This is a genomic window from Streptomyces nanhaiensis (assembly GCF_046614825.1).
Classification (GTDB): Bacteria; Actinomycetota; Actinomycetes; order Streptomycetales; family Streptomycetaceae; genus Streptomyces; species Streptomyces radiopugnans.
This window is the reverse complement of record NZ_JBKJFM010000059.1, coordinates 18,698-31,798: the sequence shown is the minus strand read 5'-3', so window position 1 is coordinate 31,798 and position 13,101 is coordinate 18,698. Positions and strand designations below refer to the sequence as shown.

Below are 13,101 nucleotides of genomic sequence, written 5' to 3'. Positions count from 1 at the left end.
GATCCCGTGCTCCCGCGCGAGCCGCCGCACCGGCGGTGAGATCACCGGGACGGGGCCGTCGGCGGGGCGGTTCCCCTCGGACGCGGACGGCTCCGCCGCCGGGGCGGCGGGGGCGGGCGCGGTGGGCATCGCGGGCACGGCGGGCGCGGAGACGGGGGCCGGGCCGGGAACCGGGGCGTGCGCACCGTTCACCGGGCGGACCCGCCGGCGGCGGGCGGCGGGCGCCCCCGTGCCGTATCCCACCAGCACGTTCCCGGACTTCTCCGAGGCGCCGGCGGTCTCGCCGGACCCGGCGGCGGGCCCGGAAGCGGATGCGGCGGAACCGGCGGCAGGGGCTCCGGAGCCGTCGCCGGCCGGCTCTCCGGCCGCGGCGGCGGACGCCCCGACGGCCACCGTCACCAGCGGCGCGCCGACGGGCACCTCGGCACCCTCCTCCCCGAACCGGGCGGTGACCACACCGCCGTACGGGCACGGCACCTCGACCATCGCCTTGGCCGTCTCGACCTCCACCACCGGCTGGTCGACGGCGACCACGTCGCCGACGGACACCAGCCAGCGGACGATCTCGGCCTCCGTCAGCCCCTCGCCCAGGTCGGGCAGGGCGAACTCGCGGACCTCGGCCATCAGCGGCCACCCCTCCCGGACGTACCCGCCCCGCCGAACGCCTCGGGCCGCTCGGTCCACTCCGACTCCCACTGGAGCCGGGCGACGGCGTCCAGGACCCGGTCCACTCCGGGCAGGTGGTGGCGCTCCAGCATCGGCGGCGGGTAGGGGATGTCGAATCCGGCCACCCGCAGCACGGGCGCCTCCAGATGGTGGAAGCAGCGCTCGGTGATCCGGGCGGCGATCTCGCCGCCGGGGCCGCCGAAGCCGCTGGACTCGTGGACGACCACGGCCCGTCCGGTGCGCCGCACCGACGCGCAGACCGTCTCGTCGTCGAAGGGGACCAGGGAGCGCAGATCGACGACCTCCAGCTCCCAGCCCTCCTCGCGGGCGGCCTCGGCCGCCTCCAGGCAGACGGGCACCGACGGGCCGTAGGTGACCAGCGTGGCGGACGTCCCCGTGCGGCGGACCCGGGCGCGGCCGATGGGCTCGACGGCCTCCGGCTCGTCCGGCGACCAGTCGGCCTTCGACCAGTACAGCCGCTTGGGCTCCAGGAAGACCACCGGGTCGTCGGAGGCGATGGCGGCCCGCAGCATCCCGTAGGCGTCGGCCACCGTCGCCGGGGTCACCACGTGCAGGCCGGGGGTGGCCATGTAGTACGCCTCGGAGGAGTCGCTGTGGTGCTCCACACCGCCGATCCCGCCGCCGTAGGGCACCCGGATCGTGATGGGCAGCGGCATCGCGCCGCGCGTGCGGTTGCGCATCTTGGCGACATGGCTGAGGAGCTGCTCGAAGGCCGGGTAGGCGAAGGCGTCGAACTGCATCTCCACCACCGGGCGCAGCCCGTACATCGCCATGCCGACGGCCGTGCCCAGGATGCCGGCCTCGGCCAGCGGGGTGTCGGTGCAGCGGTCCTCGCCGAACTCCGCGGTCAGGCCGTCGGTGACGCGGAAGACGCCGCCGAGCGTGCCGACGTCCTCGCCGAGCACGTGCACGGACGGGTCCTCGGCCATGGCGTCGCGCATCGCGCGGTTGAGGGCCTGCGCCATGGTGGCGGGCTTGCGGGCGGCCCCGGCACCGGCACCGCCCCGGGTCTTCCCGTCCGTCCTGCCCGCGCTCTTCCCGGTGGTCGCGGTCGTCATCGCTCGCCTCCCGCTGCGTTCCCGGCGGCACCGCCGTGCCCGTCCTGCCCGCCGTGCCCGTCCTGCCCGTCGCTCTCGGCGTCCAGCTCGGCGCGCAACTGCGCGGCCTGCTCCCTGAGCTGCGTGGTCTTCTCCGCGTAGACGTGGTCGAAGAGATCCATCGGGTCGAGCACCGGATCCTCGTTCATGGCCTCGCGCAGCCGCGCGGCCATCTCCTCGGCCTCCTCGTGGGCCCCGTCGCGTGTCGCGTCGTCGAACAGGCCGCGCTCGGTCAGCTCGCGCTCCAGCAGCTCCACGGGGTCGTGTTCGAGCCATGCGCCGACCTCGTCGTCGCCGCGGTAGCGGGTGGCGTCGTCGGCGTTGGTGTGGGCGTCGATCCGGTAGGTCACGGCCTCCACGAGGGTGGGGCCCTCGCCGCGCCGGGCGCGCTCGACGGCCTCGGTCAGGACCCGGTGGACGGCCGCGGCGTCGTTGCCGTCGACCAGCCGGCCGGGGACGCCGTAGCCGACGGCCTTGTGGGCCAGCGAGGGCGCGGCGGTCTGCTTGGCCAGGGGGACGGAGATCGCGAAGCCGTTGTTCTGCACGAGGAAGACCGTCGGGGTGCGCCAGACGGCGGCGAAGTTCAGCGCCTCGTGGAAGTCGCCCTCGCTGGTGCCGCCGTCGCCGACCATGGCCAGCGCGACCACGTCCTCGCCCTTGAGCCGGGCGGCGTGGGCGAGCCCGACGGCGTGCGGCAGATGGGTGGCCAGCGGGGTGGACAGCGGGGCGACGCGGTGCCGGTGCGGGTCGTAGCCGGTGTGCCAGTCGCCGCGCAGCAGCCCCAGCGCCTCGGCCGGGTCCATGCCGCGGGCGACGGCGGCGAGGGTGTCGCGGTAGCTGGGGAAGAGCCAGTCCCCCTCCCGGAGCACCAGGGCCGCGGCCACCTCGCACGCCTCCTGCCCGGTGGAGGAGGGGTAGACGGCGAGCCTGCCCTGCTTGGTGAGCGCGGTGGCCTGCCGGTTGTAGCGGCGGCCCCTCACCAGGTGCGCGTAGAGCGTCCTGAGCAGGCCGGGGTCGAGGTCGGCGCCGGTGCCCAGCAGCCGGTACGGCTCGGAGTCCGGCAGCAGCGGCACGGGGTCCGTGCGCGGCTGCCAGGCGGGCGGCGGCGCGGGGCGGTAGGCGCCTGGCTGCTCCAGGACTGTCATGCGGCACCTCCTGGTAGGGGGGCATCTGCGGGCAGGAGGCCGCGCTGGATCCGGCGGGCCCCCTACCGATTGTTCGGTCGCCGTCGCATTTTGGCTACGGGTGGCACCGCCCTGTGGACAAACGGTTCTGCGCGGCGTGGGATGTCGGCAGGACGTCCATGGAGGGGAGGCGGCAGGCCATGCCGGAAGAACAGATGGTCCCCGAGGCGCCGGAGGACGGGCACCGGCCGCCCGCCAGACCGCTCGATCCCGTCGACCGGTCCATCCTGCGGATGCTGCAACTGGACGGGCGCGCCTCGATACGGTCGGTCGCCGAGCGGGTGCACGTGTCCCGGGCGAACGCGTACGCCCGGATCAACCGCCTCGTCGAGGACGGGGTGATACGCGGCTTCACGGCCCGGGTGGACCACGAGCGCGCCGGCCAGGGCGCTTCGGCGTACATCACCCTGAAGATCGTGCAGAACTCCTGGCGCGCGGTGCGCGAGAAGCTCCAGGCGCTGCCGGGCGCCGCGCACATCGCGCTGGTCAGCGGCGACTTCGATGTACTGCTGCTGGTGCACACCGCCGACAACCGGGCGCTCCGGGAGCTGGTGCTCACCCGGATACAGGCGATGCCGGAGGTGCTGAGCACCCGCACCCTGCTGGTCTTCGAGGAGACCGACCTCGAACCCGAGCCGTGAGCCGGGCCGCCCGCCCGTCCGCCCGACCGGGCCGGGGCCGGGTCCGCCGCCCCACCGCCTCCCCGCGCCCCCCTCGCGCCTCCCCGCTCTTCCCCGCCGCTCGCCGCCGCTCCCTCGCTACTGCTTGCGCAGCCCCTCGAAGGCCAGCCGCACCACCGCGTCGGCGACCCGCTCGCGGTCCTCGGCGTCCCCGGGCTGCGGGCGGTACCACTCCACGATGGAGTTGATCATTCCGAAGAGCAGCCGGGTGGCCAGCCGGGCGTCGAGGTCCGAGCGGATGTCGCCGTCGGCGGCGGCGGCCTTCAGCAGCCCGGCCACCCGGTGGTCGAACTCCCGGCGGCGCTCCATCGCCCAGCGCTCGGTGCGGGTGTTGCCCCGCACGCGCAGCAGCAGGGTGACGTAGGGCAGCTCGGCCATCAGCACCTCGGCGGTGCGGCGGGTGACGTGCTCCAGCCGCTCGATCGCCCGCCCCCGGCCGGCGTCCGGCTCGTCCAGGATGGCGAAGAGGCCGTCGAGGGCGCGGGCTATCGCCCGGCGCAGCAGTTCCTCCTTGCCCCGCACGTGGTGGTAGATGGAGGACTTGGAGATCCCCGCCGCACGGGAGAGGTGCTCCATCGAAGTGCCGTCGTAACCGCGCTCGTTGAACACCTCCACGGCCACCGCGAGGAGCGACTCGGGCGTGTAGGTGTCGCGCCCCGGCGACTTGGCCGGGGGCTTGGCCGGCGGCCCGGCCGACGGCGTGGCTGGCGGATTGGCTGGCATGGCCTCGATGTTATCCACAGGCGGCCTGCCCCTCTTGCCCCGACCGATCGTTCGGTAGCAGTATCTACCTGTCCGTCCGTCCGCGCACGGCGGCCCGCGCGCCCTCCACGGCCCGCCGGGCTCCGTCCGTACGGCATCGCCGCCCGCCCGCTCGACGAGCTCGACGAGGAGTTGGTCCCCGATGGCCGCCGCACCCACCCAGGCCCCGCCGCTGACCCCGGAGGGACTCGCGGAGAAGCACCGCCCGACGCTCGAGAGGGCCCTGGAGGCGATCCGCACCAGGGAGTACTGGTCCCCGTATCCGGAGCACCCCAAGGCGTACGGCGAGGAGCACGGCACGCTCGGCCCCGTCGAGGGGAAGACCGCGTTCGACGCCCTGCTGGGCCGCCGCTTCGAGCTGGACCAGCCCGGCACGGACGGCTGGGTCGGCGGCGAGGTCTCGCCGTACGGCGTCGAGCTGGGCGTGGAGTACCCGCACGCCGACGTCGAGGCGCTGCTGCCCGCGATGCGCGCCGCGCTGCCCGCCTGGCGGGACGCGGGGCCGGAGGTCAGGGCGCTGGTGTGCCTGGAGATCCTGGCCCGGATCAACGCGCGCACCCACGAGTTCGCCCACGCGGTGATGCACACCAGCGGGCAGGCCTATCTGATGGCGATGCAGGCCGGCGGCCCGCACGCCCAGGACCGCGGCCTGGAGGCGGTGGCGTACGCCTACGCCGAGCAGACCCGCACCCCGGCCTCGGCCCGGTGGTCCAAGCCGCAGGGCAAGCGGGATCCGCTGGAGCTGACCAAGGAGTTCACGCCGGTGCCGCGCGGCGTCTCGCTGATGATCGGCTGCAACACCTTCCCCACCTGGAACGGCTACCCGGGCCTGTTCGCCTCCCTGGCCACGGGCAACCCGGTGCTGGTCAAGCCCCACCCGCGCGCGGTCCTGCCGCTGGCGATGACGGTGCGGGTCGCCCGCGAGGTCCTCGCCGAGGCCGGCTTCGACCCGAACGCGGTGGCGCTGGCCGCCGAGCGGGACGGCGAGGGCATCGCCGGGGAGCTGGCAGTCCGCCCCGAGATCCGGATCATCGACTACACGGGGTCGACCGCCTTCGGCGACTGGCTGGAGGCCAACGCCCGCCAGGCCCAGGTCTTCACCGAGAAGGCCGGCGTCAACACGATCGTCGTCGACTCCACCGACGACTACCGGGGCATGCTGGGCAACCTGGCCTTCTCCCTGTCCCTCTACAGCGGCCAGATGTGCACCACCCCGCAGAACCTGCTGATCCCGCGCGGCGGTATCGACACGGACGCGGGCCACAAGTCCTACGAGGAGTTCACCGCCGACCTGGCGGGCGCGGTGGACAAGCTGCTGGGCGACGACCAGCGGGCCGTGGCGCTGCTGGGCGCGATCGTCAACCCCGGGGTGCGCGAGCGGCTGGAGGGGGCGCCGGAGCTGGGCGAGACCATCCTGGCCTCCCGCGCGGTGGAGCACCCGGAGTTCCCCGGCGCCACGGTCCGCACCCCGGCGATCGTCGGGCTGGACGGGGCGAAGCCCGAGTCGGAGGAGGTCTGCATGTCGGAGTGCTTCGGCCCGGTCTCCTTCGCCGTCGCCGTGGACTCCACGGCCGAGGCGGTCGAGCTGCTGCGCCGCACCGTCCGGGAGAAGGGCGCGATGACGGTCGGCGCGTACACCACCTCGCCGGAGGTGGAGCGCATGGTGGAGGAGGCCTGTCTGGAGGAGTGCGCCCAGCTCTCGCTGAACCTCACCGGCGGGGTGTACGTGAACCAGACCGCGGCGTTCTCCGACTTCCACGGCTCCGGCGGCAACCCGGCGGCCAACGCCGCGCTGTGCGACGGGGCGTTCGTGGCGAGCCGCTTCCGTGTGGTGGAGGTCCGCCGGCAGGCCTGACGCCTCCCGCTGCCGAGGGTCCGGAGGTACGCCGCGCGGCGTACCTCCGGACCGGACGGCTCCCGGCGGGCCGCACTAGCCGATGTCGGCGTGCGCGCGGATCCAGGCGTGCATGGCGATGGCCGCCGCCGCGCCCGCGTTGATGGACCGGGTGGAGCCGAACTGGGCGATGGAGCAGACGCGTTCGGCGTACTTCCACGCCTCCTCGGTCAGCCCCGGGCCCTCCTGGCCGAAGAGCAGCACACAGCGGCGGGGCAGCTCGGTGGTCTCCAGCGGTACGGCGCCGGGGAGGTTGTCTATCCCGATGACCGGCAGCCCCTGGGCCCGTGCCCAGTCGGCCAGTGCGGCCACGTCCGGGTGGTGGGTGATGTGCTGGTACCGGTCGGTGACCATCGCGCCGCGCCGGTTCCACCGGCGCTTTCCGACGATGTGGACCTCCTTGGCCAGGAAGGCGTTGGCGGTGCGCACGACACTGCCGATGTTGAAGTCGTGGTTCCAGTTCTCCACCGCGACGTGGAAGTCGTGCCGCCGGGTGTCGAGGTCGGCGACGATCGCCTCCCGGGTCCAGTAGCGGTAGCGGTCCACGACGTTGCGCCGGTCGCCGCCGGCCAGCAGCTCCGGGTCGTAGTGCTCCCCGGCCGGCCACGGCTCGGGGTGGGGGCCGACCCCCACCTCCGCGCCGTAGCCCTCGTCGTACTGCACCGGCTCGTCCCGCACCGGCCGGTCCTCCGTCTCGCCTTCGCTCACCCCACGAGGGTACGTGCGGGGCTGTCGGCCCCGGACGGCCGCGCCGGCTCCTCCGGCTCGCGCGGCCGGCCGCGGCGCAGCCGTCCGGCCGTCCGCGAGACCCCTGCCCCGAGCCAGACCAGGAAGACCGTCGGCAGGAAGACGGCGTCGGCCGCGATCATGGCGAGCGAGAAGAAGGGCAGGCCGAGGATGACGGCGATGGAGGCGTGCTCCAGCATCATCACGGCGAGCAGCACGTTCTTCACCCGCCGGTTGAAGAGGGTGAAGGGGAAGGCGACCTGGGCGATCACCGTGCCGTAGGTGAGCAGCATGACCATCAGCCCGCTGCTCCCCAGCACCTCGGCGAGGGCGGGCCAGGGGGAGAAGTAGTCCAGGTGCAGGGGGTAGTAGACGGCGGTGCCGTCCTGCCAGCGGGAGCCCTGGATCTTGTACCAGCCGGCGGTCGCGTAGATCAGGCAGACCTCGGCCATGATGATCAGCAGGGCGGCGTTGTGGACGATGTTGCCCAGGACGTCCATCAGCCGGCGGGCGCTCTCCCGCCCGGCCCGTCCTTCCGCGGGGCGGGTGACGTACCACCACAGTCCGTACACCAGCCACAGGCCCCACAGGAAGGTCGCCCAGCCCAGGTAGAGCACCGGGCCGTCGTCGCCGAACCAGCTCAGCCGGCCGCCGGCGGTGGCCACCAGCAGGACGGCGCCGAGCACCGACCACAGCGCGATGCCGACCATGTCGGCCCCCCCGGCACCCGCTGCGCTCCCGGCGTCCCCGGCAGCGGAGCGGCGGGCGCGGCGGGCGTCGAGCGACCAGACCCGGCCGCAGCGGGTGAGCACCAGATACATCGCCATCAGATGGATGACGTTGTCGCCGCCGTCGCCCATGAAGACGCTGCGGTTCTGCAGGGACAGCACGCCGACCATGAACAGCACCGACATGGTCCTGGTCCGCCAGCCGGCCAGCAGCGCGGCGGCGGAGAGGACGGCGAGGGCGTAGACGGCCTCGAACCAGACGGCGCTGTCGGACCACAGCAGCACCGTGAAGGCGTGGTTGCTCGCCACCAGCCGCTCGCCCAGCTCCCAGCTCCACGGGCCGTCCGGGCCGTACAGCTCGCGCCGGTGGGGCCACTCGAAGAGCAGGAAGACCAGCCAGGTGAAGGAGAAGCCGATCCGGACGACCGCGCTCTGGTACGGGCCCAGCGCCCGGTCGCTGACCCGGACGATGCCGCGTACGACCGCCTCGTCGGCCCTCGACAGCAGGCGCCGCGGCCAGGGCCGGGGCGGTGCGGCGGGCGGCTCGCCGGAAGGCGGGTCCCCGGCCCCGGAGGGCCGCTCCCCGGGCCTCCTGGCGCCGGGGACGGCCGGGGCGGGGGAGCCGTTCTCGGGCTGCGTCACTGGTCCTCCGGGATGTCCGTGCGGTCGACCGGCCACCAGGGCAGCACCCGGTACGTGGTCTCGGCGCCCGCGCTCTCACCGCTCCACGGCGGCGGCGCGACCGGCGTGGTCGCCGACCGCACCTGCACCCGCCTGATCTCGCCGCCGTTCAGCTCGGGCCCGAACCGCGACATCACGATCCGCCGCAGGTACTCCTCGGAGAGTTCTCCGCGCAGCCCGTTGGACCGGTTCTCCTCGTCGTGCGAGCCGGTGAAGAAGTCCCAGGCGCGGCGGAGCTCGTTCTGGTCGGTGTGGCTGGGGAAGGGGTTGCCCCGGATGTTGTCGATGTCCATCGCCGTCAGGTCCACCCAGCCGGTCCGCTCGCGGCCGCCGTCCGGCCGGACCACCTCCGCGCGGGCGTGGACGGCGATGTTCTGCTGGAGCGGGTTGGGGGCGAACAGCTTCCAGTTCTGCTCGAACTCGGGGTTGATGTAGTCCGAGACCGTCGAGCCGTACTGCTTGCTGAGGGTGTTGTCCGGCGCGACGTGCAGGAAGACCATCGCCAGGTGCACGCCGGTGAGCACGGTGACGACGCCCAGCGCCACCGCGACGGTGATCCGCGCCGCGGGCGGGAGCGACATCACACCCCGGGCGTCCTCCGGAGGCGTCCCGGAGGACGCCCCGTCCGCCATCGGGGGCGGCGGGGCCTCCCGGCGCTCGTGTGCTTGTGGATCCATGCCCTCCCCGATCTCGGGCCCGGCCGGGCCCCGCTCTCACGACCCCGCGACACCGGTCGCGCTCCCCCGCGGCCGCCCCGGTCCGCGGCGGCCCTACGAGGTTATCCACAGCCTTGACACCTTGGGGACCGGAAGACCACCATTGAACCGAACGATCGGTCGGTTGGTTCCTCGCCAGGAGCAAGGGAGCTCTGCATGACGACGCTGCTGCCGGAGAAGGACCGGGGCGGAGGTCCCGGGGCGCACGAGGAGGCGGATCAGGAGGCCTACCAGGAGGCGTTCGACGCGGCGATCGCGGCGGACGAGCGGATCGAGCCGCGCGACTGGATGCCCGACGCCTACCGCGCCACGCTGGTGCGCCAGATCGCCCAGCACGCCCACTCCGAGATCATCGGCATGCAGCCGGAGGCCAACTGGATCACACGGGCGCCCTCGCTGCGGCGCAAGGCGATCCTGATGGCGAAGGTGCAGGACGAGGCGGGGCACGGGCTGTACCTCTACAGCGCCGCCGAGACGCTCGGCGTGGGCCGGGACGAGCTGCTGGACAAACTGCACTCCGGGCGCCAGAAGTACTCCTCGATCTTCAACTACCCCACCCTGACCTGGGCCGACGTCGGCGCGATCGGCTGGCTGGTGGACGGCGCGGCCATCACCAACCAGGTGCCGCTGTGCCGCTGCTCCTACGGGCCCTACGCGCGGGCCATGGTCCGCGTCTGCAAGGAGGAGTCCTTCCACCAGCGCCAGGGTTACGAGCTGCTGCTCGCGCTGAGCCGGGGCACCGATGCCCAGCACGCCATGGCGCAGGACGCCGTGGACCGCTGGTGGTGGCCCTCGCTGATGATGTTCGGGCCGCCCGACGACGCCTCGAAGCACTCCGCCCAGTCGATGGCCTGGAAGATCAAGCGGCACTCCAACGACGAGCTGCGCCAGCGCTTCGTGGACATCTGCGTCCCCCAGGCCGAGTCCCTCGGGCTGACCCTGCCCGACCCCCTTCTGCGGTGGAACGAGGAGCGCGGGCACTACGACTTCGGGCCGATCGACTGGTCCGAGTTCCACGAGGTGCTGCGCGGCAACGGCCCCTGCAACGAGCAGCGGCTGAACCGCCGCCGCCGTGCCCACGAGGAGGGCGCCTGGGTGCGCGAGGCCGCCGCGGCGTACGCGCGCAAGCACGAGGAGCAGGACGGCGACGGAAGGACGGCGGCATGACCACCAGCGATTGGCCCCTGTGGGAGGTATTCGTCCGCAGCAGGCGCGGCCTGTCCCACACCCACGCCGGGAGCCTGCACGCGCCCGACGCCGAAATGGCCCTGCGCAACGCACGGGACCTGTACACCCGGCGGTCGGAGGGCGTCTCGATCTGGGTGGTGCCGTCGTCCGCGATCACCGCCTCCTCGCCCGACGAGAAGGACCCGTTCTTCGAGCCCGCCGCCGACAAGCCCTACCGCCACCCCACCTTCTACGAGGTCCCGGAAGGGGTGCAGCACCTGTGAGCACTCCCCGCACGGCCGTGCTGGCCCTCGGCGACGACGCGCTGGTCCTCTCCCACCGGCTGGGCGAGTGGGCCGGGAACGCACCCGTCCTGGAGGAGGAGGTCGCCCTCGCCAACATCGCGCTGGACCTCCTGGGCCAGGCCCGCACCCTGCTGTCGATGGCCGGCGACGAGGACGAGCTGGCGTACCTCCGCGAGGAGCGGGCCTTCACCAACGTGCAGCTCGTCGAGCAGCCGAACGGCGACTTCGCCCACACCATCGCCCGCCAGCTGTACTTCTCCACCTACCAGGAGCTGCTGTACGAGCGGCTGGCCGGCGGCGGCACCGGCGACGCGGAACTCGCCGCGCTGGCCGCCAAGGCGGTCAAGGAGGTCGCCTACCACCGCGACCACGCCGAGCACTGGACGCTGCGTCTGGGCGACGGCACCGAGGTGAGCCACAGGCGCATGCGGGACGCGCTGGACGGGCTGTGGCGCTACACCGGCGAGCTGTTCCGGCCGGTCGAGGGCCTGGACGTCGACTGGGCCGGGCTGGACGGGGAGTGGGCACGGCGCATCGGCACCGTGCTGGAGCGTGCGACCCTCGCCGTCCCCGAAGGGCCGCGGAGCAGTCCCTGGGCCGCCGGAGCCGGGCGGCAGGGCGTCCACACCGAGCCGTTCGGCCGGATGCTCGCCGAGATGCAGCACCTGCACCGCAGCCACCCGGGAGCGTCGTGGTGACGCCCCCGGCGGAGACGACGGCGGCCGAGGCGACGGCGCCGGAGACGACGGCGCTGGAGGCGGAGCTGCGCGAGATCGCCGGCTCCGTCCCGGATCCGGAGCTGCCGGTGGTGTCCCTGGCCGAGCTGGGAGTGCTGCGCGGTCTGCACATGACCGGGCCCGGCCGGGTGGAGGTCGAGCTGACCCCCACCTACACCGGCTGCCCGGCGGTGGAGGCGATGTCCGCCGACGTGGAGCGGGCGCTGCGCGAGCACGGCGTGGCGGAGGTGACGGTCCGCACGGTCCTCTCCCCGCCCTGGACGACGGACGCGATCACAGCCGAGGGCCGCCGCAAGCTGGCCGAGTTCGGGATAGCACCGCCCCGCCCCGGTGCGGGGGCGTCCGGGGACGGCGGGGGGCCGGTCGCGGTCGACCTGGCCATCCGCTGCCCCCACTGCGGCTCGACCGACACCACCCTGCTCAGCCGCTTCTCCTCCACCGCCTGCAAGGCGCTGCGCCGCTGCGCCTCCTGCCGGGAGCCGTTCGACCACTTCAAGGAGCTGCTGTGAGGTTCCATCCGCTTCGGGTCCGCGAGGTCGAGCGGCTCACGGACGACTCGGTGGCCGTGGCGTTCGAGGTGCCGCCCGAGCTGTACGACACCTTCCGCCACGTCCCGGGCCAGCACGTCACCCTGCGGCGCGAGGTGGACGGCACGGAGGTGCGCCGCACCTACTCCGTCTGCTCCCCCGCCGTCCCCGCGCCCGCCGAGCCGGTGCTGCGGGTCGGCATCCGGCTGGTGGAGGGCGGCGCGTTCTCCACCCACGCCGTCAAGGAGCTGTCCGCCGGGGACACGGTCGACGTGATGCCCCCCACGGGCCGCTTCACCCTGCGTCCCCGTCCCGGCCGCTTCGCGGCGGTCGTCGGCGGAAGCGGCATCACACCGGTGCTGTCCATCGCCGCCACGCTGCTGGCCGAGGAGCCTGACGCCCGGTTCTGCCTGATCCGCACCGACCGCACCGCGGCGTCGGCGATGTTCCTGGAGGAGGTCGCCGAGCTGAAGGACCGCCACCCGGACCGCTTCCACCTGGTGCACACGCTCTCCCGCGAGGAGCGCCAGGCGGGCCTGCCCACCGGGCGGCTCGACGCCGAGCGCCTGACCGACCTGCTGCCCGCCCTGCTGCCGGTGCCCGAGGTGGACGGCTGGTTCCTGTGCGGGCCGCACGGGCTGGTCCGGGAGACGGAGCGCGCGCTGGCGGCGCTCGGGGTGCCCGCCACCGCGGTCCACCAGGAGATCTTCCATGTGGACGACGCCTCCCCGGCCGCCGAGAAACGGAACGCCGCCCGCACCGCACCCGGCGGCTCGAAGCTCACCGCCACGCTCGACGGCCGGATGGGCGTCTGGCCGGTCGGCGAGGGCGAGACGCTGCTGGAGACGGTGCTGCGCAACCGCTCCGACGCGCCCTACGCCTGCAAGGGCGGGGTGTGCGGCACCTGCCGTGTGCGGCTGGTCTCCGGCGAGGTGAGCATGGACCGCAACTTCGCCCTGGAGCCGGAGGAGGTCTCGGCGGGGTACGTACTGGCCTGCCAGTCCCGGCCGGTCACCGAGGCCGTCGAGGTGGACTTCGACGCCTGACGGGCCCTGAGGGCCACTGACGGGTCCTGTCAGGCCTTGGGGCTGCTCTGACGGGCTCTTGACGGTCCTGACGGGCACCGAGGCCCCTCGTGCGGCCCTCTCGTACAGCCGGTGGGCCCGGCGCGCTCCCGATCCCCTCCCCGCGCCGGGCCCTCGTCGCACAC

General features: G+C 73.8%; 14 protein-coding genes. 7 read left to right on the top strand and 7 right to left on the bottom strand.

Annotated features, from left to right (window positions below):
* From ACLIYP_RS15170 to pdhA, 3 genes are all read right to left on the bottom strand, one after another.
* On the bottom strand, positions 1 to 624 hold a 624-nt coding region (locus ACLIYP_RS15170), incomplete at its 3' end, for a biotin/lipoyl-containing protein (RefSeq protein WP_412713659.1).
* A complete protein-coding gene (locus tag ACLIYP_RS15165; protein WP_412713658.1) occupies positions 624 to 1,745 on the bottom strand; it encodes an alpha-ketoacid dehydrogenase subunit beta in 1,122 nt (373 codons plus the stop codon). The genes ACLIYP_RS15165 and ACLIYP_RS15170, both read right to left, overlap by 1 nt.
* Positions 1,742 to 2,929 (bottom strand): pyruvate dehydrogenase (acetyl-transferring) E1 component subunit alpha, encoded by a 1,188-nt coding sequence (gene pdhA, locus ACLIYP_RS15160; protein ID WP_412713657.1) that lies wholly within the window; start codon positions 2,927 to 2,929, stop codon positions 1,742 to 1,744. Before pdhA ends, ACLIYP_RS15165 begins: the two co-directional genes overlap by 4 nt.
* 179 nt (positions 2,930 to 3,108) lie before the next feature.
* On the opposite strand from pdhA, the gene ACLIYP_RS15155 reads away from it, so the two are divergent.
* Complete coding sequence (locus ACLIYP_RS15155) at positions 3,109 to 3,609, top strand: Lrp/AsnC family transcriptional regulator (protein ID WP_177213924.1); 501 nt, start codon at positions 3,109 to 3,111, stop codon at positions 3,607 to 3,609.
* 117 nt (positions 3,610 to 3,726) lie between these two features.
* Here ACLIYP_RS15155 and ACLIYP_RS15150 read toward each other — a convergent pair whose 3' ends face one another.
* A complete protein-coding gene (locus tag ACLIYP_RS15150) occupies positions 3,727 to 4,371 on the bottom strand; it encodes a TetR/AcrR family transcriptional regulator (protein ID WP_412713656.1) in 645 nt (214 codons plus the stop codon).
* A 181-nt stretch (positions 4,372 to 4,552) separates the two neighbouring features.
* On the opposite strand from ACLIYP_RS15150, the gene paaN reads away from it, so the two are divergent.
* Entirely contained in the window at positions 4,553 to 6,265 is a 1,713-nt protein-coding gene (gene paaN, locus ACLIYP_RS15145) for a phenylacetic acid degradation protein PaaN (protein ID WP_412713655.1), read from the top strand.
* Positions 6,266 to 6,340: 75 nt separating this feature from the next.
* Here the strand turns inward: paaN and ACLIYP_RS15140 are convergent, their stop codons facing one another.
* From ACLIYP_RS15140 to ACLIYP_RS15130, 3 genes are read right to left on the bottom strand one after another with little or no spacing between them, the layout of a single operon-like run.
* On the bottom strand, positions 6,341 to 7,012 hold the full coding sequence (locus ACLIYP_RS15140; RefSeq protein ID WP_412713654.1) for a TrmH family RNA methyltransferase: 672 nt from the start codon (positions 7,010 to 7,012) through the stop codon (positions 6,341 to 6,343).
* The gene (locus ACLIYP_RS15135) at positions 7,009 to 8,400 is read right to left on the bottom strand and encodes an HTTM domain-containing protein (protein WP_412713653.1); all 1,392 of its coding nucleotides are present in this window, start codon (positions 8,398 to 8,400) and stop codon (positions 7,009 to 7,011) included. Before ACLIYP_RS15135 ends, ACLIYP_RS15140 begins: the two co-directional genes overlap by 4 nt.
* Positions 8,397 to 9,116 (bottom strand): DUF5819 family protein, encoded by a 720-nt coding sequence (locus tag ACLIYP_RS15130; RefSeq protein ID WP_412713652.1) that lies wholly within the window; start codon positions 9,114 to 9,116, stop codon positions 8,397 to 8,399. Before ACLIYP_RS15130 ends, ACLIYP_RS15135 begins: the two co-directional genes overlap by 4 nt.
* Before the next feature lie 195 nt (positions 9,117 to 9,311).
* Here ACLIYP_RS15130 and paaA point away from each other — a divergent pair, with 195 nt between their 5' ends.
* The 5 genes from paaA to ACLIYP_RS15105 are packed head-to-tail and all read left to right on the top strand — an operon-like array spanning position 9,312 to position 12,937.
* On the top strand, positions 9,312 to 10,322 hold the full coding sequence (paaA, locus tag ACLIYP_RS15125; RefSeq protein ID WP_412713651.1) for a 1,2-phenylacetyl-CoA epoxidase subunit PaaA: 1,011 nt from the start codon (positions 9,312 to 9,314) through the stop codon (positions 10,320 to 10,322).
* Positions 10,319 to 10,606, top strand: a complete 288-nt coding sequence (paaB, locus tag ACLIYP_RS15120; RefSeq protein WP_412713650.1) for a 1,2-phenylacetyl-CoA epoxidase subunit PaaB — start codon at positions 10,319 to 10,321, stop codon at positions 10,604 to 10,606. The genes paaA and paaB overlap by 4 nt, the downstream gene beginning before the upstream one ends.
* On the top strand, positions 10,603 to 11,325 hold the full coding sequence (gene paaC, locus ACLIYP_RS15115) for a 1,2-phenylacetyl-CoA epoxidase subunit PaaC (protein WP_412713649.1): 723 nt from the start codon (positions 10,603 to 10,605) through the stop codon (positions 11,323 to 11,325). The genes paaB and paaC overlap by 4 nt, the downstream gene beginning before the upstream one ends.
* Positions 11,319 to 11,873 carry a 1,2-phenylacetyl-CoA epoxidase subunit PaaD gene (paaD, locus tag ACLIYP_RS15110; RefSeq protein ID WP_412713648.1) on the top strand — a complete coding sequence of 185 codons (555 nt, stop codon included), beginning with the start codon at positions 11,319 to 11,321 and terminating at the stop codon, positions 11,871 to 11,873. The genes paaC and paaD overlap by 7 nt, the downstream gene beginning before the upstream one ends.
* Positions 11,870 to 12,937, top strand: a complete 1,068-nt coding sequence (locus ACLIYP_RS15105; RefSeq protein WP_412713647.1) for a 2Fe-2S iron-sulfur cluster-binding protein — start codon at positions 11,870 to 11,872, stop codon at positions 12,935 to 12,937. The genes paaD and ACLIYP_RS15105 overlap by 4 nt, the downstream gene beginning before the upstream one ends.
* Positions 12,938 to 13,101: the final 164 nt, after the last annotated feature.

Coding starts and splice junctions, on each gene's coding strand:
- ACLIYP_RS15165 (WP_412713658.1), bottom strand. CDS start 1,745: ATGACGACCGCGACCACCGGGAAGAGCGCGGGCAGGACGGACGGGAAG.
- pdhA (WP_412713657.1), bottom strand. CDS start 2,929: ATGACAGTCCTGGAGCAGCCAGGCGCCTACCGCCCCGCGCCGCCGCCC.
- ACLIYP_RS15155 (WP_177213924.1), top strand. CDS start 3,109: ATGCCGGAAGAACAGATGGTCCCCGAGGCGCCGGAGGACGGGCACCGG.
- ACLIYP_RS15150 (WP_412713656.1), bottom strand. CDS start 4,371: ATGCCAGCCAATCCGCCAGCCACGCCGTCGGCCGGGCCGCCGGCCAAG.
- paaN (WP_412713655.1), top strand. CDS start 4,553: ATGGCCGCCGCACCCACCCAGGCCCCGCCGCTGACCCCGGAGGGACTC.
- ACLIYP_RS15130 (WP_412713652.1), bottom strand. CDS start 9,116: ATGGATCCACAAGCACACGAGCGCCGGGAGGCCCCGCCGCCCCCGATG.
- paaA (WP_412713651.1), top strand. CDS start 9,312: ATGACGACGCTGCTGCCGGAGAAGGACCGGGGCGGAGGTCCCGGGGCG.
- paaB (WP_412713650.1), top strand. CDS start 10,319: ATGACCACCAGCGATTGGCCCCTGTGGGAGGTATTCGTCCGCAGCAGG.